Below are 21,267 nucleotides of genomic sequence, written 5' to 3'. Positions count from 1 at the left end.
TTATAAAAATATTATGTGTAAAAATATACAAATTATAATTATTTCCTGTAAATTAAATAATTAATATATTGTACCACAATTATATTGAAAATTTATAAATAATAATAAGTATTCCTCAAAACACCTTTTAATTTGTTTTTAATATTATGCAATTTTTATAGTTAATCTATAGTTTTATCTGAAAATGAATTGACTCTAGTCATGAATCTCAATTTACCTTTATTGAATAAACACATTCACCTTTTTTCTTCTGAAGCTTGTACATTTAGCCTTCCGTATCTCCCATAAATCACTAAAAAATATGTTGATAAAAATATTTAAAATATGTTTTCTAACATTAACTGAAACAAAAATGATATAGGAAATACAATTACCAATGCTGGAAGTAAATTAACTACTTTTATTTTTTTAATTTCTGCAATAGATAAACCAATTATAAAAGTCAATATTCCTCCAATAGCTGTAAAATCTCCTAACATATTAGCATTTATTAATGGCATAATAAACTTTGCAAGATAGAAGAATGCACCTAAAATTAAAAATTGAGGAACAACAATTAAATTCATTGCATATCCAAGAATGCATGCAAAAATAGCTCCAGCAAAAATATCCATAATAGCCTTTGATAATAATATTGTAATGTCCCCAGTCATAGCTTCATTCATTGCACCAAAAATGTTTGTTCCACTTAAGCAAAAAGTTGCAGCTACAATTACATAAAAATTCATATATGCTTCTTGATCTCCCTCTATTTCAAAGTGAAACTTATAAATAACCTTCTTAAATATGTTCTTTACTTTTGTATCTAAATCCATTAATTCTCCCATTAGTGTTCCCAAAATCAATGATAATATCACTGCTGGTAAAGACTTCAATTTAATAAATGATACCACTCCAATTACAATTGCCGAAATCCCAAAAATAATTGTAAGTGGATAATTAATACGATGAGGAATTTTATGCTTAAATCTTGCTCCAAGAACTCCCCCTATTAAAACTGCTAAAGAATCTAAAAAAATACCAATAGGCATAATAAATACCTTCTTTCTACTAATTTTCTTTTGCAAAAGATATGAAATGTTAACATATTACATTTTAAAAGTCAACATTAAAAAATTGAAATATTATCTTTACAGAACAAAATCGCAAGGCGACTTTAAAGCGTCGATTTTTTTAGCCATGCACCCTTTCCAAATGCAATGTAGGAATAATTTGGGCATAAAAAAAACGTGGCTTCATGCCACGCTTTATTATTATTTAATCAAATATTATTTTATGATTTTTTTGGAAGTTATCTTTTAATGTAAGGGATAAATTATTTGCTCTATTTCCTTCTATTATATTAGTTACTGTGAACTCTTTTACTTTATCAAACAATGTAAAAATTGTTTTTGCCTTATGTTCACTATTATATACTTTCCAATATCCACAAGTTAAGCATTTTTTATTTGAGCATTCCATAAAATCTTTAACATCATCTAAAGGATATCCTAAAAATATTCCTAATTCATGAGGACAGTTATATACTTCATATCTATCTTTTAATGTGTTCAATGCATCTTCTACTGATAGCTCCCTATCATATCCTACACAATTAAGAAATTTCAAATTATCCTTCTTATTGATATATTTTTCTAATAAATCTTTATCATAAATTAATACTATTAAAGACTTATCACTATCTCTTAATGAGATATATCCTAAATTTAATTTTCTCAAATAATCTTTTCCATATATATTCCACAAATAAAATATATCTTTATTATCATATTTACTTAAATTCAGTGTAATGGATGGTTTCAATCTAGCACTTATTAATGCAACATTATAAGATATAAAAGTTTCAATATATTCTTTTCCCTCCATACCATTTAATAAGTTATAAAAAGTACTAATTTTTTCTCCCATCATTACTCCTCCATTAATTAATTACTTAATTTAGCTATTTCTCTTCCATATTCAATACATTGTTCTTCACTTTCACCTTCAGGTGTATAATTTACAATTAATGGTTCTAAAGCCACATTAACTCCTGAATCTGTCATTTTTTCTTCCCAGCTTCTCATCCATTGTCCATCACCCCATCCATAAGATCCAAACAATATAACTTTTTTATTTTTTAAGTCTTCTTGTACACTCTCTAAAAATGGTTCAAATTCTCCAGATTCAAGTTCTTCATCTCCCATAGATGGACATCCTAGTACTACTATATTTTCATCTTTTAAACTATCAATTTTTGCACTAGAAATATTTATCATTTCAGTCTTAGTACCAGACTCCTCTATACCTTTCGCTACTAAATTTGCCATAGCTTCTGTATTACCTGTACCACTCCAATAAATTATCTTCATAAATCCTCCTCTTGGTTCTCCTGTTGAGAACAATTATCAATTTCATTATATTATTATAATATTCTACTTAAATAATGTTGTCAATAGGATTTTTACTAAAAATAAAAAAGATCCTAGCAATTTATTTTAAAATTACCAAGACCTTTAAAAAATAATTATAGATTACTTTTTATATTTTATTTAACACTAATTTTCTACTTTTCATTAAATGAACTGCGAATATTACAAATCCTATCATTAAAGTAAATCCAGCATATGCATAAATATTTCTATAACCATATCCCATAACTACTTTTCCCCAAATTATTGAACCAACTCCATATCCACCATCTAATAGTGCATAATAAATAGCATTAGCCATTCCTTTTTTATTTTCACTTACTGAATCTAAAATCATCAGATTGATTATTGGTAATAATGATCCCATCATAACCCCGCATAAAAATCCAAATATTATTAGTTGTGGCATTGTCTTAACTATTGACATCCCAAATATAGATGCAGAAAAAATTATTAATCCATATAATAAAACTGTATTTGTTCCAAATTTACTTACTATTTGATTTATAAATAACCTTGATGCTAATATACCTAAAGCATTTATTGTAAAAAATAATCCAATATTACTAAAGCCTAATTCTATTCCATACAAAGCTGTAAATGCTAAAATAGTACTTTCTGCAACTGCTGCTAAAAATAATATTATTGCAGGTATAATCATATTTTTTTCATTACTTTTTTCTTCAATATTAACTTGATTAACATTATTAACTTGATTAACATTTTGTTGTAATGAATTTTTTTCAACATTTTCATTGTATGATAGTTTTAAAGATATCAAAATTGTTATAATTGCTACAAAAGTTGTTGTGATAAATAATAATTTGAAATTTTCATATTCTTTACCAACTAACGCTAATGCAATTGATGGCCCTACTGCTGTAGTTATAGTTATTCCTACTCCAGAATATCCTATTCCTTCAAGCATTCTTGATTTTGGTGTAACATCGGTAACAATTGTTGCTATAGCAGTAGAAGATATTCCAAATCCAAATCCCTGAAATATCCTTAAAAGTATAATCATTTGTATATTATTTATAGCTAAATATGCTATTGTTGATAATGCAGTTATTGCTACACCTAATATCAAGATTTTTCTTCTTCCAACCTTATCTAAAAGTTTTCCTGCAAGCAATCTGATAAATAATGCAGCTAATGTAAATGCACCAGTCATTATTCCTGCATAAGTATCAACATGTGTAATTTGTTTTGTATAAATTGATATTGTTGATAGTAATAAATTACAAGCTAGGTTTACCCCTATTGTAATAAACAATGCTAATATAAAATGACTTGTCCATAGTTTTTCTTTTTTATCCATTACGTTATCCCCATCCTATATTGGTTTTTCCTTACAATATTTTAACTAGATACTTGAAAATAGATTGTAGTCTATACTACAATCTATATAGTAAATTTTTTATGAATGGTGATTATATGGATAATAAATTTAAAACCTTACCCAGTTCTACTATAAGTATAACTTCTGAATTTTATAAAGTATTTGAAGAAGCAGGTACACTAAAGAAATATCGCAAAGACGAAATTATTTATTTTCAAGATGATATAGCTGAAAATTTTTATTTAATTAAATCTGGAAGAGTTAGAGTTTTTCTAATCTCCCCTCAAGGCACAGAACTTACAATTGAAATTTTAAGAAAAGGAAATCTTTTTGGTGAATCATCTTATTTTAGCTATGGTGCTAGATTAACATCAGGTAGTGCTGCTACTGATGTTGAATTAATCGCTGTTAGCTTAGAAAATTTATATCCTTATTTAACTAAATACCCTGAACTAATGATTCAAATGTTCCACCTTATGTCTTTATCAATTCAAAATTTATCAATACAAGTTAATAGTATGGCATTTTTAGAAGCCGATAAAAAAACTGCTGAATTATTAGTACGTTTAGGAGTACATTTTAAGAAAAATAAATATGATGATTTCTATATAATAGATTATTCACATGAGGAAATAGCTCAATTAATTGGTTGTTGCAGAGTTACTGTAACCAAAATATTAAATAAATTTCAAAAGGATGGCTTAGTATCCTTAGGGTATAAAGAAGTGAAAATTATAGATGAAAAAAGATTAAAGTCATTTGCTTTTTCTTAACGTTCTATTTTAAATATACGTTTATATATGCAATAGGTACAGTAGCTACTCCACGCTTTTTTAGTTAAAATTAGAGAGATGAGAATTGAAAGTTTTGTTTGAAAGTCTTAAAAATTTTCCTATAATATATTTTCATAAATTCAATTACCAAATTTTTTGTTGACTTTTAATTTTTCACTCTCAATTCTCAACTAATATTTACTTAACCCTAAATTTTATTAACTTTTTAAGCTTCAATATAAGCTGCCATGTATCACTTATTAATATTAAATATTGAATTAATACGTTGTACTTTCCTTTTTTCTAGTTATTAGTAATGTAATTATTAATCCTCCCCAAAGTATTGTTGCTCCCAATATTAAAAATAGTATAGCTTGGCTTGTCATCTACATAACCTCCTTACTATTTATATTTTTTAATTCATATTTCCAAGGTTTCTTACTAATTAATATTCCACCTATAATTCCTATTACTATAATTGACCATCCATATAATAATAATGATATTGAATCATATCCTCCATAAGGAGTTGTTATCTCTGTTATAATACTTTTAACTAGTGTTAATGATAATAATATAGGTGTAACATATTTTATTATCACATCCCACCATATTCCTATATTAAAGTAAGAAATAGAATTTGTGTAATCTCTTATAACCTTAGGTTTAACTATCCATCCAATTACAACAGATTCTAATAATCCAACTGTTACTATTCCATAATTGTTTATAAAGTTATCCATAATATCTAATAGATATAACCCACCATTAGTTGCAAAAACTGTGCTTATTAAAAATCCCATTACGCACATAACACTAACAACTTTTTTACGTTTCAACTGAAATTTATCAATTATAGCTGCTGCTATTGCCTCAACCAATGAAACTGATGAGGTAAGTCCTGCAAATACTAAACATATAAAAAATAAAACTCCTAATATATTTCCCCATATTCCCATAAGTGAAAATACTTTAGGAAATGCTATAAATGCTAGTCCAATCCCACTTGTTACCACGTCTTCAATTCTTACACCTTGGCTTGTCGCCATTACTCCAAGAATTGAAAATACTCCAATAGAACATAAAAATTCAAATCCACAATTTGCAAATGCAGTCATAAACGCACTATTATTTATGTCTGTTTTTTGTGGAAGATAACTTGAATATGTCATCATAATTCCTGTGGCTATACTTAAAGAGAAAAATACTTGTCCATATGCTGAAATCCAAATTTGAGGATCTTTTATTTTATCCCAATCTGGTGTAAATAATTTATTTAATCCAACAACAGCTCCATCTAATGTAACACCTCTTATAACTATTATTATCATTATTACTAATAAACAAGGTAATAATATCTTGCTGGCCTTTTCAATTCCTGATTTTACTCCTTTATAACATATATACCAATTTACAATCCAAATTAATGCTATTCCAATTAATACAGGCCAAATTATTCCACCTAATTCTAAAGGAGACTCAGATAATTTTAAAAAATAATTATAAAAATATGAGTTTGAATCCTCGCCCCAACCCTTTCTAAAACTAAGAGTTACGTATTTAATAGCCCAACTTAATACCATTGAATAATAGCATAATATAATTGATGAACTAATTATTGGCCACCATCCAATCCATTCAAATCTTTTATTAATTTTTGATAATGAAAGTGGTGTAGAACCTCTAAATTTATGACCTACTCCATACTCTAATATTAAAAGAGGAATTCCTGCAGTAAATATAGCAAAGAAATAAGGTATTAAAAATGCGCCTCCCCCACTTGAATACACTACATATGGAAATCTCCATATATTCCCCAAGCCTATTGCTGAACCAATTGCAGCTAGTATAAAACCTATCTTAGATCCCCATTGTTCTCGATTTTCTTCCATGTATAAATCCTCCTAAGTTAATTTTAAATATTTATAAAATAAAAAAGTCCCATAGTTATCTATGGAACTTTTTAACCTAGGATACAAAAAGTTCCATATTAATCTATGAGACTTATTTTTATCTATAAAAACACAAAATAGCCTCATATAAAATCTATGAGGCATTCTTATCTATAAAATATAAATTAGCCATCATAGACACAGTTGCTTAAAATGAGCAATTGTATCTATGACAGTAATAAATTTATCAAATCATAAACACAATTGCTAAAGTAATTCGGCTAATAATAAGAGTACTCTATTAAATTGTAATTCTATTGTAAATTGTGATTTTCTTATTTGCATAATATTTCCTCTCCTTTGTAATTTTAATCATATTAACATTATATTTTGCTTTTTGTCAATATTCTTATTAAGAATAACTCCAATAAATACTATGATTTAATAATAAATTATTAAAAAATCAATGTTTATTATTATATTTTTTTATAAATTAACTATATTTTTTAATAAAATTAATTAGATGTTAAATTTGTTAAATATTTAAAAAGTTTAAAATATGTTCTATAAATTTACATTTTAAATGTAATTTTTAGATTTAAAAAATAAAAAAATATATGAATATCCATGCTGTCATTGTTAAAATAAAACTTTTATTATTATCCTATGAATATTAAAAATAAAATCCACGACATTTCTGTCGTGGATTCGTCAATATAGATTAAGCTTTATTCTCTTAGTTTACTTCTTAATAGGAATCCAAATCTCACATTTATAATCTTTTCACAAAATATAATATCTTGTGCTGTCATTGTAAGTCTTCTTCTGCGTACATATTCAGCTAATTATACTCTAATAAAATTCCTTCTTTAGCTTTCATGCTCATGCCAATATTTAGGTTTACAATCTTATGGTTATTAGCTTCTGAAATTACAAGGATAGTAATATCATCTAATCCTTTTTCTTTAATAAAGTTTCTATCAAAGCTTAAAAGAAGCTCACCTTTTTTTACTGTTTTTCCTTCCTCACAGTATAATTTAAAGCCTTTTCCATTTAAAGCTATAGTATCAATCCCTACATGGATAAGAAATTCTACACCATCTTTTGTTCTAATACCAACTGCATGCTTACTTTCTTTCATGACTGCAGCAATAGTTCCATCACATGGCGAGTATATTTCACCTTCACTTGGTTTAATTGCAATTCCTTCCCCCATCATCTTTTGTGAGAATACTTCATCATTAACATCGCTTAAATCAACACTTATGCCATCAGCAAAAGCATAAAACATTTTGTTCTTGTTTTTATTAAATAAATTCTTAAACATATACACCTCTACTTTAATTCCGGCCAATAGCCTTTATTAGCTTCTATAAGATCATCTAATAACAATTTAGCAATTCCAGCACTTGGTAAAGTTTTAGACAAAGTAAGCGCTTGCCACAATTTTTGATAGCTATTTTCAATCCAAGCTTCAACTACTAACTTTTCTACTGATACCTGTTGTTCCATTAATCCCTTTTGGAATTGTGGAATTTCTCCTTGTGCTAAAGGTTCTAGTCCATCACTTCCAACTATGCATGGAACTTCAACCATAGCAGTTGGATCAAAATTAGAAATAGCACCTTTATTCTCTACTATACATAGCATTCTTTCATGGGTATTATAAGCAATTGCTCTAGCTAGATCTACTATAAAAGTAGCATGAGCATCTATATGGAATTGTCCACCTTTTGCTGTTCCAGCTTTTATAATAGCTCGTGCTGCATTAAATACATCCTTTTCTCTTCCATCCATTACTTCGTTTGCTCTAGAATATTCAGCATTAGAGTGCTCTACAACATAATCAGGATATAGATAATACTTCAAATAAGTATTAGGTAAAAATCTTGGATCTACTGCTAATAAATCTTTTGCTTTTTTATGAGTTTCTTGCCAGCTTGGATCTGTATGTTGTGTCTCTACTTCTTTTACTGTTAAGTATCCATTTTCTGCGACATATGCTTTAATTCTATCTGTCAAATCATTTCCTTGTTTATCCTTAACGCTAGTCCACCATCCAAAGTGATTTAATCCAAAGTATTTAACTTCTAAATCACTTGGTTCTAAATCCACAATTCCTGCCATACGACGAAGAGTTCCTACTGGCATATCACAAATATTTAGTACCTTTGAATTTGGCTTTAATCTACGGCAAGCCTCAGCAACAATTGATGCTGGGTTAGAATAGTTTAACATCCAACAATCTGGTGAATACCTTTCCATTAAATCTATTAATTCCAGCATGCCTCCTATGCTTCTCATTCCATAGGCAATTCCTCCTGGTCCGCAAGTTTCTTGCCCAAGTACTCCGTATTTCAAAGGAATTTTTTCGTCCTTTTCACGCATCTCATATTTTCCTACACGTATATGAGCCATACAGAAATCAACATCTGTAAATGCTTCTTTTGGATCTGTTGTATAAGAAAACTCAATATCTGCTGCATTTTCTTTTAATAAAATATCTAAAGCTTCACCAATAACGCTTTGACGTTCACCGTCATTATCATATAATTTTAATTTTCTAATTGGAAAACGGTGTAGATTATCTAATAGCATCATAACTATTCCTGGAGTGAATGTGCTTCCGCCTCCTGCAATAACAATAGAATGTTTTTTCATATATATTCCCTCTTTCCTTTAATTAATATTATTCTTCTACTATTTCTGTAAATTATGTTATTCTCCTACGATTCCTAATGCTTCATCTACTATAGATCTAATTCTAGTAACATGTAGTCCGTAAATTACTTGAACATTTTCTCCTTTTTTAACTACTCCTGTAGCTCCTGTTCCTTTTAATGTAACTTCATCAACCTTTGATGTATCTTCAAGGATTAATCTTAATCTTGTAAAGCAGTTATCTACTTTTTTAATATTTTCTTTTCCACCTAATGCTTCTATTATTACAATAGCTTCATTTCCTGAAGCTTTATCTCCAACACCTTGTTCTCCTGATACCTTGCCCTTATAATCTTGTTTAGTGTAAAGTTTAACTTCTTCAATACTGTCTTCTCTTCCAGTGGTCTTTAAGTTAAGTTTAACTATTAAGAATCTAAATATTATGTAGTAAACTGCAAATTGTGCAATACCTACTAAAATAAACATTGGCCAACCTGTTTTTTCTATACCAAGTGGTAAGTTATATAGTAAGAAATCTATAAATCCATTAGGTGCTATTGCTCGTACACCTAATATATTTAAGGCTACCATTCCAAGTCCACTTAATACTGCATGTACTCCAAATAGTATTGGTGCTGTAAATAAGAATGAAAATTCAATAGGTTCTGTTACACCTGCTATTATTGATGTTATTGCTGCTGGTATAAGTATTGCTTTAGCTTTCTTTTTTTTATCAGCATCTGCTGTATGATACAGTGCTAAGCATGCTCCTATTAAACCAAACATTTTTGATAATCCTCTAGCATCCCATATAACTGTACTTGATAAAACTTTAATTGAAGGGTCTGCAATTTGTGCAAAGTAAATATTTCTTGAGCCTTCTAACACTTTACCTGCTATAGTTTCTATTCCTCCAAGCTGACTATATAAGAATGGAGTGTAAACTAAATGATGTAAGCCTGTTGGAATTAGAAGTCTTTCTAACATTCCATATATAAATATTCCGAAGTTACCGCTTTTTTGTATATAATATCCTAAACTTGATATTCCCCATTGTACTGATGGCCAAACATAAGAAAGTATAACTGCTAATATAACTACTATTGGAATCAGTATTAAGAATACTAATCTTGATCCACCATATATTTGAAGGGCCCCATTAAACTCTTTTTTGCAATACTTATTATGAACATAAGCTACAACTATACCTAAAATTATTCCTAAAAAAACTCCCATGTCTAAAACTTGAGTTCCAAGTACAACTGCTTGACCTGAGCCTCTTAACTGATCAGCTGGGACTAGTTTTCCTGATAAATTAAGAAATATGTTCATGGCATTATTAAATATTAGATAAACTAAAACTGATGTAAAACCCGATTCTGCTTTTTTCTCTTTTGCAAGTCCTACTGCTAACCCAACACAGAATATTATTCCAAGATTTGATAGTATAGGTACTAAAGAACCGGATAGTATTTTACCAAATCCAAATATTATGCTATTTTTGAGAAATGGCGCATATTCTGCTAATTTGGCATTTGTAAAGATATTTCCAAAAGCTATTAATATACCTACAATGGGAAGTATTAATACTGGAATAAACATAGCTTTTGAAAACCTTTGCATGGCATTCATGATTTTATCCTTCATAATTTCCACCTCTTATTAAATTATTATGTTCTTCATAGACTCATTATATATACGTTTTCATTTATTTGAAATAGATTTTAAGCATTAAGAAACCTGTTAGCATAAAAGATAACAGGTTTCTCAAAATGACTATTTATTTTCTTTTTTTGTTTCTTTATAATATCTGTAAATTAAGTACTCCATAAACATTAGCATATTAGCAAAAAATGAGTTAGGCAGTACATTGCTATCATCTAATTTATGCATATCAAATATTTTAAAAGAAATATCAGAAAGAGCTGAAATACTGTTTTCAACTTCTTTTGTAAATGAAACAATTAATTTATTCTTATTTTTTGCTACTTGAACCTTATCTAATACTTCTTTAGTTTCCCCAGATTTTGATATTACTATTAGTGTTTCCATATCTTCTAGATTATTTTCAAAGCTACCTTTAGAATCTATCAATATGCTCTTTATCCCTATGCCTAGCAGTTTTTTATTAAAGTATTCTCCAGCTATTTCAGAATAGCCTCTTGCATAAATAAAAATATACTTCCTCGTTCCACTTGATAATATTTCTATAAATCTTTTTACTGATTCCTCATCTATATACTTCAATAAAAAGTTAATATCCGTACCTATTAATGATTCTGATTTTTCTATAATTCTAGTATTACCACTATCTATTAGGGGAGTTATATTATAAATCATATCAATAAATCCCGTAAAACCTAATTTTTTTGAAAGCCTCATGATTGTAGATGTGGATGTATAATTTTCAGCTGCAACTCCCCTAACCCCAATATCCATCACACTATCAATATTATTAATTATATATTCAAGTACCTGCTCTTCTATAGGTGTAATTTTTTTATTATTAACTATCTTAGTTAAGTCAACTTTCATCGTTCAATCATCCTCTCAATAATAAAAGAATTTCCAATTTATTTTGCGGTATTTAATAAATTGTTATGTCTGTCCGCTTTAAAACTCTTATCTCACCTAAAGGAGAAAATGATTCACATAAAATCAAAGATTTTGATTCTCTATTTTTCTATTGGATGAGAGATAACCGTGGCATGACCCTAGATGAGATAGCTATTCTAGAGTATAAGCTTAACTAATCTTCAGTGTGAAATAAAAAATTCCCTCTGAAGCTAAGTTTGACTTTATACTATATTATATATAAGAATTGAAGTAAGTTAAAGATTTATATTTACATTAAGTAAATATAAATCTTTAACTCCTAGAAATGGAATATATTCAGATATACAAAATCCTTTATTCATAAAAGCCAGTATGTTATTACACACTGGCTTTTATCTATAAAGTATTAATCTTAGTATCTATTTAAGAACAGTTTACTTAAATATCTTGACACGTTCTTCTAACGGTTGGTACTCCTTTTCTTTTGGCTCTGCTGTTGGTTTTCCAAATGGCATTTGCCCAATAAGCTTCCAGTTATCAGATATGTTCCATTCTTTCTTTACATCATTTTCAATAATTTCATTATAATGTTGTAATGATACTCCAAATCCTTCAATTTCTAATGCAGTCCAAATAACAAATTGATGCATTCCATTTGTTTGTTGAGCCCAGATTGGGAAATTATCTTTATAAAGAGCAAATTTTTGTTGCAAATCTTCTACTATACTATTATCGTCGTAGAACAATACTGTACCATATCCATTTTTAAATGAATTTATTTTATCTTCAGTAGTACTAAATTGATCAACTGGTACAACTTTTCTCAAAGCTTCTTTTGTAATATCCCATAATTTATCATGGTGAGTTCCTAATACTAACACGACTCTTGTACTTTGTGAATTAAATGCTGATGGAGTATGTTTCACAGCATGGTCTATAATCTCTTTAATTCTATCGTCTGAAACCACAGTCTCCTTGCTAATTCCATAAAATGAACGTCTATCTGCTACTGCAGTAAAAAAATCTTTTGACATTAATAACTCCTCCTAATTCATATAAAATCTTATTTTTTATTATTTTTAATATAATTATTATATACATACTTAATATTATTATTCTTTTTTCATTTCTAAAATCAAAATATGGGAAGTTTCTTTTCCTTGGATTAAAATATCTTCCTCAATTATTTTCATTCCATCTCTATCATTTAACTCAATATCATTTATTATAGAAGTTCCCTCTATCTGAACTAGATACGCCTGTCTTCCCTCATTAACTGTGAAATTAATCTCTTTTTCTTTTCCAAGTTCTAAAGAATAAACATTCATATCTTGATTTATTTTTATTGGTGCATTTCCATCTTTTCTTGAAACCATATGAAGCCATTTGTTTTGTCTAACATTCCAATTAAACCTATAGTCTCCATAGTCAGGATTATATCCTTGTTTATCTGGCAAGATCCATATCTGTAACAATCTCAATGTATCTTCTCTAAAGTTAAACTCACTATGATATACCCCTGTTCCCGCACTCATGTATTGAACATGACCACGAGTTATTGTGTTTTTATTACCCATGCTATCTTCATGCGTAAGTTCACCATTAATTACATATGTTATTATTTCCATATCTTTATGAGGGTGAGTGTCAAATCCAGTGTCAGGTTTAATTAAATCATCATTTATAACTCTTAAAGCTCCAAATCTCATATTATATGGATTGTAATATTCTGCAAAAGAAAAATGGAATTTAGATCTTAGCCATCCAAGATTACTATTACCCATATCATTACTTTTTATCTTACTTAACATTCTATATCCCTCCTCCTGATTATTATTTTAGATTTTAACTTAAAACATTACTAAACTATTCTATAATAATTTTACTATCTTACAAAAAATTATTATAGAATTTTATTCAAGTTAGTTACATTTAGTAACTAACTTGAATTGATTATCACACATTCATTATAATTAGTCAAGACCTTTTTTATAATAAATATTCAGACATGCTTTTAAACTTTCATTTTTATTTAGACAAAAATAAAAAGAACCCCTTAAAATTAAAAGGAGATTCTTTATAAGTTTTTACATTATGTTAATTACATCCATTTTTCGGCCCATTTTTGAATTTCGTCCATAACAACTTGCAGTTGATACCCTTTTTCTGTTAGTTCATACTCTATACGTACTGGAGTTTCTGGATAAACTTTTCTAATAATAAGTCCTTCTTTCTCCAGTTCTTTAAATCTTTCTGTAAGCATACGAGCGCTCATATTAGGAATTGCTTCCGCTATATCCGAAAATCGATTTTGTCCATTCAATAATGTTCTTATAATCAATCCGGTCCATCTCTTTCCTAATAATTCAAAAGCATTTTCAAACCTTGGGCACATGTGATATTTTTCCATATCTAATCACCACCTGCTATTATTCTATCATACTTAATTAATAAAAATAAATAGTATAATATTATACCAACACAATGGTTTTGATAGGATTGGAAATACATAGAGAATTTCACTTTTATCATTGGCTTATTTAAAATTACAAAAGCATTTTTGCAAATTCCATATTATCAAAATTGTTTTCTTTAATATATTCTAAAATCTCGCTTCTATAGTTCTTATCGTGCTCTACTGCCTTTATGAATACTTGAATAAACTCTATCATATGTTCTACAGAATCTTTTTCATTATATATGTATTTTCCAACTAGATAGAACCTAATTAATGAATATCTAAATAAAAGCATAATATATCCTTCAAACATAAAATCGCTTTCTGAAAAAGGGAATAAATTATTATATATAAAATTAACCATATAATTTTCGAATATGTGGCTGTTAGTTTCTATATACTTCTCTGTATATTTTTCAAATGCATTTATATATTCCTCTGCATTTTTAATTACATCCTCATTATCTTTAATATTATATCCCTTTAAAAGTTCTTTCGTATAGTTTTTAAATTTATCACTATCAGTTTCATTTACTATATCTAAAGAATCAACTACATTTTTAAAAAATGAAACTTGAAGTGCATAATTCATACGCTCTCTTTTATAAGACTTAGATTCAGATTCTATATCATATTTATTTATAAACTCCTTTATTTTGTCACTTTCTATATCTTCTAGCTCATTTAAAAAATCACCAAGAACATATAATCTACAGCTGATATTTAAATTTCTATTTTGCATTACTTTTATTGAAAAATCTCGTATCTCTTTGAAATACTCTATAGGTGTATCTTTAAATTCATATGATGTAGTATCAAGTACACCTGACATAGTATACTTACCTAAACTCTTTTCACTTTCCTTAAATTCTATTTTCTCTTTACTTCCAAAAATAATTCTTGCTGCCTCCGGACATGCTGCATCAAGGCATATTTCATAATGATCATCTACTTTATTTAATACTCTAGGAAATTGAGTACAAACACTAGAAAGATAATCCTCACCAAATTTCCCTTGAATCAAACAATAATTCTCATCATCTAGAAACGGACATCTTTTTATTTTGTTTAATTTAATTCTTCCATAATCTAAATCTTTATTGGTACAATATTTATTGTTATGAACATTTTTTTGGAACATCTTGTTCATTGTTTCATCTTTAACTTTGTGATATTTTTTAAATGTTTCTTTATCAATATCTATATCCCATCCAATGCAACAGTTATCTTCACATTTTCCTCCAATACACTGAAACTTATCTATATATGATGGATATATCATTTTTACACTCTTTTTCATGTTTATCTTCCTTACATTTTAATATTTTATCTAAGGCTAATTATATCATCAACATTATATATAATTTAAATTATTTTTACCTATAACATATTTAAAATCTATCAATTTAAATTAAATTATTCTATAATCTAATATAAATTTTCACCATTTGATTGTATTACTTTTTTATACCAATAGAAACTTTTTTTCTTACTTCTCTTTAAAGTTCCATTTCCTTTATTATCTCTATCTACATATATAAAACCATAACGTTTTTCCATTTCTCCTGAACCAGCACTTACTAAATCTATAGGCCCCCAAGATGTATACCCAATTAAATCTACTCCGTCAGTATTTACTGCATCTCTCATTGCTTTAATATGTTCTCTCAAATAATCTATTCTATAATCATCTTCTACAGATCCATTTTCATCTACTATATCTCTTGCACCTAGCCCATTTTCTACAATAAATAAAGGCTTTTCATACCTATCATATATATGATTTAACGTAATTCTTAATCCTATTGGATCTATAGGCCATCCCCATTCACTATATTTAAGATATGGATTTTTAGCTGATACAAATAAATTACCTTCTGCTGTATCATCTTTATTATCATCAGTTCTTACGCAACGACTATTATAGTATGAGAATGAAACAAAATCCACTGTATATTTTTCCAATAATACTTTATCAGAATCTTCCATTATAGGCATAATACCTTTACGTTCCAGTTCTTTAATTGCATAATTAGGATATTTACCTTTTGCTTGCACATCTACAAAAAAATAATTCTCACGATCAACCTTTATAGCCTCTAAAACATCTTTAGGATTGCAACTATACGGATATACACTTCCAGCTGCGAACATACATCCAACTAAATTATTTTTATCTATTTCATGTGCAATCTTTGTTGCAATAGCACTAGCCACCAGTTGATGATGAGCAGCTTGATATTTTATCTTTTCTTCATTTTCTCCTTCTTCAAAACAAATTCCTGCACTCATAAAAGGAGCATGTAAAATCATGTTTATTTCATTAAAAGTAAGCCAATATTTAACTAAACCTTTGTATCTTCTAAAAATAACATTACATAATTTTTCATAAAAACTTATCATTTTACGATTACGCCAAGAACCATACTTTTCTATTAAATGCATAGGACAATCAAAGTGTATAATTGTAACTAATGGTTCTATACCGTATTTATGGCATTCTTTAAATATATCTTCGTAAAATTGAAGTCCTTTTTCATTTGGAATATCTTCATCTCCATTTGGAAATATTCTGCTCCAAGCAATACTCATTCTATACACTTTAAACCCCATTTGTGCAAATAATTTTATATCTTCCTTAAAATTATGATACATATCAATTGCTATCTTAGCTGGATAATAATGCTCTTCATCAAAGTTGTACATTTTTAATTTACCCTTAATAACTAATGATCTGTCTTTACCTATAGGACATAAATCAACATTAGCTAATCCTCTACCATCTTCATTATATCCACCTTCACATTGATTGGCAGCAGTGGCTCCACCCCATAAAAAATCATCTCTAAATTTCATATTTTTTCTCCTCCTAGTTAAATAAAGCATTAACTTACGCTAATGCCTTATCCAATAATTAAAATATAACAGTTATTAAATTACTTCCTCTTTCTATATTTTTATTTTCAGTCTCTACCACTTCTAAATACTCTGACATATTAGTAACAACTATAGGTGTAACTACACTATACCCAGCCTCTTTTATTAAATCTATATCAAAATCCACTAAAGGTTGTCCTTTAGTAATCTTATCCCCTTGCTTAACATGGGCCTTAAACCCTTTACCTTCTAGTTGCACAGTATCTAATCCTATATGAATAAGAATTTCTACACCACTTTCAGCAGTAATCCCTATAGCATGTAAACTCGGAAATAAAGTTGTAACTTCTCCATCTATTGGAGCTACTACCTTTCCCTCACTAGGAATAATTGCAATTCCATGACCTAATACTCCTGATGAAAAGGCTTCATCTTCTATATTGTTTAATTTAACAGCCTCTCCTTTTAATGGACTACCTATTACTACTTTTCCTAACTTATTAGATTTAACTTCTGTAGTTTTTTCTTCCTTTACTGTTTCCGTTTTATCTTTATATAGAATCATTGTTAATATGAACCCTACAACCATTGAAATAACAATACCTATTAAAGCTACTATTAAATTTCCCATAGATCCATCTGGTTCAATCATAGCTGGTAATTCAAATATTCCCATTCCGCCTGCCATAAATTTTCTCAAATTAAAGAATCCATAAAATGCTCCTCCAATACCACCAGAAACACAACTAATTATAAAAGGTTTCTTTAATGGTAATAAAATACTATATATAGCAGGCTCAGTTACCCCAAATATTCCTGATATAAAGTTTGGAAGTGCCATTTCCTTAAGCTTTTTATCCTTTGTCTTAAAGAATATTGCTAATACAACTGCTGATGTTGCAAATGTACATGCAAAGAAAGGCATCATAACATTATCATATCCTAATGTCATAATATTATTTATATATACTGGAATAAATCCCCAATGCATTCCAAAAATAACTAGTATTTGCCAAGTAAATCCTACTATTGCTCCTGCTAATAATGGATTAAAATCTCTTACTGAAAATACAAACTCAGAAATAATTTTAGATCCGAAAGTTGCTATTGGTCCAATAACTATAAATACAATTGGTAATGCCACTAATAAAGTTAACATTGGTACAAAGAAAAATTTAACTAAGTCCGGTATAAATTTACTAAAGAATTTTTCACATTTTGCTGCAAAATATACTGCCAGTATGATTGGAATAACTGTTCCTGTATAATCTATTGAAATTATTGGTATACCAAAGAAATCAATATAAATTGGCGAAGAAAATATTGTTCCATTAAATAAAGTATATAATGGCTCTATTCCTGCTGATAGAGCACTTGACTGCATACTTGGATAACACATAGTTGCTCCAATAACTAATCCAAGCATTGGCTTTAAACCAAATTTCTTAGCTGAAGTATATCCTAGAAATAAAGGAAGAAAGGTAAACAATGCATCTCCAATCGCATTTATTGTTAAATATCCACCACAAGTGTTCGTATATAATCCTATTGCTACAAATAATGCGTTTAATCCCTTTATCATACCACAAGCTGCCATAATACCTAATATAGGCTGAAAGATTCCTGATACAATATCAATTCCCTTATCAAGTAAACTGCCTGATTTTTTTTCCTCCAAACCTTTATCAAAGTTATCAATATCTATTAATTCACATACCTCTGAATATACATCTGGAACATGATTTCCTATAACTACTTGATATTGTCCAGCACTTTTCATAACTGTAACAATACCATCCATATTTTTTAATACATCATCATTTGCTACATTATCATCTTTTAATTTAAAACGTAATCTAGTAATGCAATGTGTTAAACCAATAATATTTTCTTTTCCACCAACATTTTTTACAATCTCTTTTGCTAATTGATTATATTTTTTCATCTTTTTATTCCTCCATCTTTCTTTTAAAATTATTAATTGAAATTTGAAGGTTTAGCCAACTTAATGTTACTATCCAACTTAAAAGCTAATTTGTACAAATACCACATCCTTTCAAACTATATAATAAATATCTATATTTTTAATTTTAAATCTTGTATTACCTTTGCAATATGTATAGTTAAATATATCATTTCATCAACTGTTAAATTATAGTTATATTTTTTATGAATAAAAGTTCTAATTTTAATGATACATTCAAATTCCTTAGAATATTTTTTCTTTATTATGCTTAAAAGTTCTTCATCTGTATCTCCATTATATGTATTATCTGAAAATAAACGTTGGGCAAAAAACTTTAAATGTGTAATAAATCTATAATAAAATACTGATTCCTCTTTAAATTGAACTCCAAAATGAATTCTCACTATGGTAAGTATTTCATTTATTAACTTTGTAATCCCTTGAACCATAGGCTGTTCTTCATTTAACTGTGCACTTACAATATGAAAAGCAATAAATCCTGCTTCATCATCTGGAAGTTTGACTTTTGTCTTTTCTCTTATAATATCTAATGCTTTCATTCCAATTTCAAATTCATCTATGTAAAAACGTTTTATCTCCCAAAGAAGAGCATTTCTCACTATAATCCCATTTTTAGTTCTTTGAATTGCAGTATATATATGATCACTTAATGAAATATAAATTCTTTCATTCAATTTTTTATTTAACTTATCTTGAGCATATTCAATAATTTCATCACATAACTTCATATATTGTATTGGTATGCTATTAAGTAACTCTTCAAACTTATTTGAGATTTCTTTATTAGATATTCTAAATACCTTATTTATCTTCTCTTCATCAATAGCATCGCCTTTGGACTTTTGATATCCTATTCCTTTTCCCATAACAATTATTTCTTCACCATTAGAATCTACTGTAATTACAACATTATTATTCAAAAGTCTATTAATAACCATAGCTTTTCCTCCCTTTCAAGGATGTTTTGCTTAATTTAGTTATATAAATTAAATTTTATCTAAAAATGAAAAAGCCCATTCATTATAATGCAAAAGAGAATATAATCCTCCCCTGCATATTAATGAATAGGCTTAGCTTGCACTTAAACAATTACTACCCTGTTCCTCTTAATATATTGTCATCTTAACATATATTTTTCTATTTGTCAACGTTTCCATCAATGAAAGAACTCAAAATCATTTTCATGAATTAAAATTTCATTCCTAATTATGGAATATATTAAATAGGCTTATTAAGTGCATTTAAAATTCACCATTTGCATTACTTTACTTATTTATTACCGCAATAAACTTTATCGCAAGTAAAAACACACTATGAAATTTATCATTCTGTCACTTGTTGTTTTTTAATAATCACATTCTTATTATCAAATCTCTTAACCATATAAGAAACAACTATTGGACATATCATTGCTGATACTACGCATGAAGCTGCAACTTGTGCTGTAGCTGCTGTGGCAACAACAGCAAGTGTTGGATCTAATGCAACAACAGCTGCTGGTGTAGCTACTGCATTTCCTGCTGTTGATCCTGTTGCTAATCCTATTAATGGTTTTTCCTTAAACATTCTTAATAATATATAACCACCGATTCCTGTAAATGAAGCTATTATACCTAATAATATTCCTGGACCTCCTGCAGTAATTATTGTTGATAAATTCATTCCTGCTCCTAAAGGAAATGAAAAAAATGGTATAAGTAATAACTTACTACTTCCAAGAAATTTTCTCATATCTGGATCAAGGTTTCCTAAAATCATTCCTATTAATATTGGAAGCAATGTTGCAACAAGAGACATAAGAGGAATTTGTGCAAGACCTGATGCACCTAAAGCAACTAATGTAAAAAATGGACCATCTTTCAATGATAATAATGCATAAGCGCCCACATCAGTTTCATCTCCATATTGTGATGCAAGAGACGCATATAACCCACCATTACAATTTGTTAATGCTGAAAGAACTGCTAGTGGTGATAAACCCAATACCCCAGCTGGTCCAAATATTTTTCCTACTGCTATACCAATGCCTGCTCCAACTATAAATTTTCCAAGTATCAACAAAGCACCTTTTTTTAACGCCTTTGGTGCCAATTTAAAATTAATTTGTGAACCTATAAAAAACATAAAACATGCTAATATTGTTGAGGATGCTTTTGAATCAAATAATGCTGTAGTAAAACCTCCAATTTTTAAAACTTGTGGACAAAATGTATTAACTAATACCCCTAAAAAAAGTGGAACGATCATCATACCGCCTGGAATTTTATCTAGTGTTTTCTTTATTGGAACTTGCATAATCAAACCTCCTAA

The 21,267-nt window shown here is 28.3% G+C and carries 19 protein-coding genes; 1 reads left to right on the top strand and 18 read right to left on the bottom strand.

The window, feature by feature from the left end:
• Positions 1 to 317: 317 nt before the first annotated feature.
• From NG901_RS11735 to NG901_RS11720, 4 genes are all read right to left on the bottom strand, one after another.
• Positions 318 to 1,031 (bottom strand): DUF554 domain-containing protein, encoded by a 714-nt coding sequence (locus NG901_RS11735; RefSeq protein WP_252214777.1) that lies wholly within the window; start codon positions 1,029 to 1,031, stop codon positions 318 to 320.
• A gap of 226 nt (positions 1,032 to 1,257) precedes the next feature.
• Positions 1,258 to 1,908 (bottom strand): DUF3793 family protein, encoded by a 651-nt coding sequence (locus tag NG901_RS11730; protein ID WP_252214775.1) that lies wholly within the window; start codon positions 1,906 to 1,908, stop codon positions 1,258 to 1,260.
• 17 nt (positions 1,909 to 1,925) lie between these two features.
• Positions 1,926 to 2,351, bottom strand: coding sequence for a flavodoxin (locus NG901_RS11725; RefSeq protein WP_252214773.1), 426 nt, complete (start codon positions 2,349 to 2,351; stop codon positions 1,926 to 1,928).
• A gap of 169 nt (positions 2,352 to 2,520) precedes the next feature.
• Complete coding sequence (locus tag NG901_RS11720) at positions 2,521 to 3,732, bottom strand: MFS transporter (RefSeq protein WP_252214771.1); 1,212 nt, start codon at positions 3,730 to 3,732, stop codon at positions 2,521 to 2,523.
• A 116-nt stretch (positions 3,733 to 3,848) separates the two neighbouring features.
• On the opposite strand from NG901_RS11720, the gene NG901_RS11715 reads away from it, so the two are divergent.
• Positions 3,849 to 4,526: a Crp/Fnr family transcriptional regulator gene (locus tag NG901_RS11715; protein WP_252214883.1), complete on the top strand. Its 678-nt coding sequence runs from the start codon at positions 3,849 to 3,851 to the stop codon at positions 4,524 to 4,526.
• A 278-nt stretch (positions 4,527 to 4,804) separates the two neighbouring features.
• Here NG901_RS11715 and NG901_RS11710 read toward each other — a convergent pair whose 3' ends face one another.
• The 14 genes from NG901_RS11710 to NG901_RS11645 form a co-directional block, all read right to left on the bottom strand.
• Positions 4,805 to 4,912, bottom strand: a complete 108-nt coding sequence (locus NG901_RS11710) for a MetS family NSS transporter small subunit (protein ID WP_252214770.1) — start codon at positions 4,910 to 4,912, stop codon at positions 4,805 to 4,807.
• A complete protein-coding gene (locus NG901_RS11705) occupies positions 4,913 to 6,418 on the bottom strand; it encodes a sodium-dependent transporter (protein ID WP_252214767.1) in 1,506 nt (501 codons plus the stop codon).
• An 841-nt stretch (positions 6,419 to 7,259) separates the two neighbouring features.
• Positions 7,260 to 7,745 (bottom strand): PTS sugar transporter subunit IIA, encoded by a 486-nt coding sequence (locus tag NG901_RS11700; protein WP_252214765.1) that lies wholly within the window; start codon positions 7,743 to 7,745, stop codon positions 7,260 to 7,262.
• Between the two features lie 8 nt (positions 7,746 to 7,753).
• Entirely contained in the window at positions 7,754 to 9,079 is a 1,326-nt protein-coding gene (locus NG901_RS11695) for a 6-phospho-alpha-glucosidase (protein WP_252214764.1), read from the bottom strand.
• A gap of 57 nt (positions 9,080 to 9,136) precedes the next feature.
• Positions 9,137 to 10,726 carry a PTS transporter subunit EIIC gene (locus tag NG901_RS11690; protein WP_252214762.1) on the bottom strand — a complete coding sequence of 530 codons (1,590 nt, stop codon included), beginning with the start codon at positions 10,724 to 10,726 and terminating at the stop codon, positions 9,137 to 9,139.
• 129 nt (positions 10,727 to 10,855) lie between these two features.
• Entirely contained in the window at positions 10,856 to 11,614 is a 759-nt protein-coding gene (locus tag NG901_RS11685; protein ID WP_252214760.1) for a MurR/RpiR family transcriptional regulator, read from the bottom strand.
• A 455-nt stretch (positions 11,615 to 12,069) separates the two neighbouring features.
• On the bottom strand, positions 12,070 to 12,669 hold the full coding sequence (locus tag NG901_RS11680; RefSeq protein ID WP_252214758.1) for a nitroreductase family protein: 600 nt from the start codon (positions 12,667 to 12,669) through the stop codon (positions 12,070 to 12,072).
• Between the two features lie 78 nt (positions 12,670 to 12,747).
• Positions 12,748 to 13,446 (bottom strand): pirin family protein, encoded by a 699-nt coding sequence (locus tag NG901_RS11675; RefSeq protein WP_252214755.1) that lies wholly within the window; start codon positions 13,444 to 13,446, stop codon positions 12,748 to 12,750.
• A 290-nt stretch (positions 13,447 to 13,736) separates the two neighbouring features.
• Positions 13,737 to 14,045 carry a winged helix-turn-helix transcriptional regulator gene (locus NG901_RS11670; protein WP_252214749.1) on the bottom strand — a complete coding sequence of 103 codons (309 nt, stop codon included), beginning with the start codon at positions 14,043 to 14,045 and terminating at the stop codon, positions 13,737 to 13,739.
• 136 nt (positions 14,046 to 14,181) lie between these two features.
• Positions 14,182 to 15,393, bottom strand: a complete 1,212-nt coding sequence (gene fliB, locus NG901_RS11665; RefSeq protein ID WP_252214747.1) for a flagellin lysine-N-methylase — start codon at positions 15,391 to 15,393, stop codon at positions 14,182 to 14,184.
• 128 nt (positions 15,394 to 15,521) lie between these two features.
• Positions 15,522 to 16,949, bottom strand: coding sequence for a 6-phospho-beta-glucosidase (locus NG901_RS11660; RefSeq protein ID WP_252214745.1), 1,428 nt, complete (start codon positions 16,947 to 16,949; stop codon positions 15,522 to 15,524).
• A 58-nt stretch (positions 16,950 to 17,007) separates the two neighbouring features.
• Positions 17,008 to 18,915: a beta-glucoside-specific PTS transporter subunit IIABC gene (locus NG901_RS11655; RefSeq protein WP_252214743.1), complete on the bottom strand. Its 1,908-nt coding sequence runs from the start codon at positions 18,913 to 18,915 to the stop codon at positions 17,008 to 17,010.
• 131 nt (positions 18,916 to 19,046) lie between these two features.
• Positions 19,047 to 19,895, bottom strand: coding sequence for a BglG family transcription antiterminator LicT (gene licT, locus NG901_RS11650; RefSeq protein WP_252214741.1), 849 nt, complete (start codon positions 19,893 to 19,895; stop codon positions 19,047 to 19,049).
• 385 nt (positions 19,896 to 20,280) lie between these two features.
• Positions 20,281 to 21,252 carry a 2-keto-3-deoxygluconate permease gene (locus tag NG901_RS11645; protein ID WP_252214739.1) on the bottom strand — a complete coding sequence of 324 codons (972 nt, stop codon included), beginning with the start codon at positions 21,250 to 21,252 and terminating at the stop codon, positions 20,281 to 20,283.
• Positions 21,253 to 21,267: the final 15 nt, after the last annotated feature.

Origin of the sequence: Clostridium sp. CMCC3677 (assembly GCF_023845585.1) — a bacterium.
In the GTDB taxonomy this organism is placed as follows: Bacteria; Bacillota; Clostridia; order Clostridiales; family Clostridiaceae; genus Clostridium; species Clostridium aquiflavi.
Note: the sequence above shows the minus strand (reverse complement) of the source record. Positions and strands in the feature narration are given on the sequence as shown.

What these genes read in the sequence shown, in the direction of transcription:
- NG901_RS11645 (WP_252214739.1), bottom strand. Translation starts at nt 21,252, where the DNA reads ATGCAAGTTCCAATAAAGAAAACACTAGATAAAATTCCAGGCGGTATG.
- NG901_RS11655 (WP_252214743.1), bottom strand. Translation starts at nt 18,915, where the DNA reads ATGAAAAAATATAATCAATTAGCAAAAGAGATTGTAAAAAATGTTGGT.
- NG901_RS11725 (WP_252214773.1), bottom strand. Translation starts at nt 2,351, where the DNA reads ATGAAGATAATTTATTGGAGTGGTACAGGTAATACAGAAGCTATGGCA.
- NG901_RS11695 (WP_252214764.1), bottom strand. Translation starts at nt 9,079, where the DNA reads ATGAAAAAACATTCTATTGTTATTGCAGGAGGCGGAAGCACATTCACT.
- NG901_RS11670 (WP_252214749.1), bottom strand. Translation starts at nt 14,045, where the DNA reads ATGGAAAAATATCACATGTGCCCAAGGTTTGAAAATGCTTTTGAATTA.
- NG901_RS11690 (WP_252214762.1), bottom strand. Translation starts at nt 10,726, where the DNA reads ATGAAGGATAAAATCATGAATGCCATGCAAAGGTTTTCAAAAGCTATG.
- NG901_RS11660 (WP_252214745.1), bottom strand. Translation starts at nt 16,949, where the DNA reads ATGAAATTTAGAGATGATTTTTTATGGGGTGGAGCCACTGCTGCCAAT.
- NG901_RS11700 (WP_252214765.1), bottom strand. Translation starts at nt 7,745, where the DNA reads ATGTTTAAGAATTTATTTAATAAAAACAAGAACAAAATGTTTTATGCT.
- NG901_RS11715 (WP_252214883.1), top strand. Translation starts at nt 3,849, where the DNA reads ATGGATAATAAATTTAAAACCTTACCCAGTTCTACTATAAGTATAACT.
- NG901_RS11675 (WP_252214755.1), bottom strand. Translation starts at nt 13,446, where the DNA reads ATGTTAAGTAAGATAAAAAGTAATGATATGGGTAATAGTAATCTTGGA.
- NG901_RS11735 (WP_252214777.1), bottom strand. Translation starts at nt 1,031, where the DNA reads ATGCCTATTGGTATTTTTTTAGATTCTTTAGCAGTTTTAATAGGGGGA.
- licT (WP_252214741.1), bottom strand. Translation starts at nt 19,895, where the DNA reads ATGGTTATTAATAGACTTTTGAATAATAATGTTGTAATTACAGTAGAT.
- NG901_RS11685 (WP_252214760.1), bottom strand. Translation starts at nt 11,614, where the DNA reads ATGAAAGTTGACTTAACTAAGATAGTTAATAATAAAAAAATTACACCT.
- NG901_RS11705 (WP_252214767.1), bottom strand. Translation starts at nt 6,418, where the DNA reads ATGGAAGAAAATCGAGAACAATGGGGATCTAAGATAGGTTTTATACTA.
- NG901_RS11720 (WP_252214771.1), bottom strand. Translation starts at nt 3,732, where the DNA reads ATGGATAAAAAAGAAAAACTATGGACAAGTCATTTTATATTAGCATTG.
- NG901_RS11680 (WP_252214758.1), bottom strand. Translation starts at nt 12,669, where the DNA reads ATGTCAAAAGATTTTTTTACTGCAGTAGCAGATAGACGTTCATTTTAT.
- fliB (WP_252214747.1), bottom strand. Translation starts at nt 15,393, where the DNA reads ATGAAAAAGAGTGTAAAAATGATATATCCATCATATATAGATAAGTTT.
- NG901_RS11730 (WP_252214775.1), bottom strand. Translation starts at nt 1,908, where the DNA reads ATGGGAGAAAAAATTAGTACTTTTTATAACTTATTAAATGGTATGGAG.
- NG901_RS11710 (WP_252214770.1), bottom strand. Translation starts at nt 4,912, where the DNA reads ATGACAAGCCAAGCTATACTATTTTTAATATTGGGAGCAACAATACTT.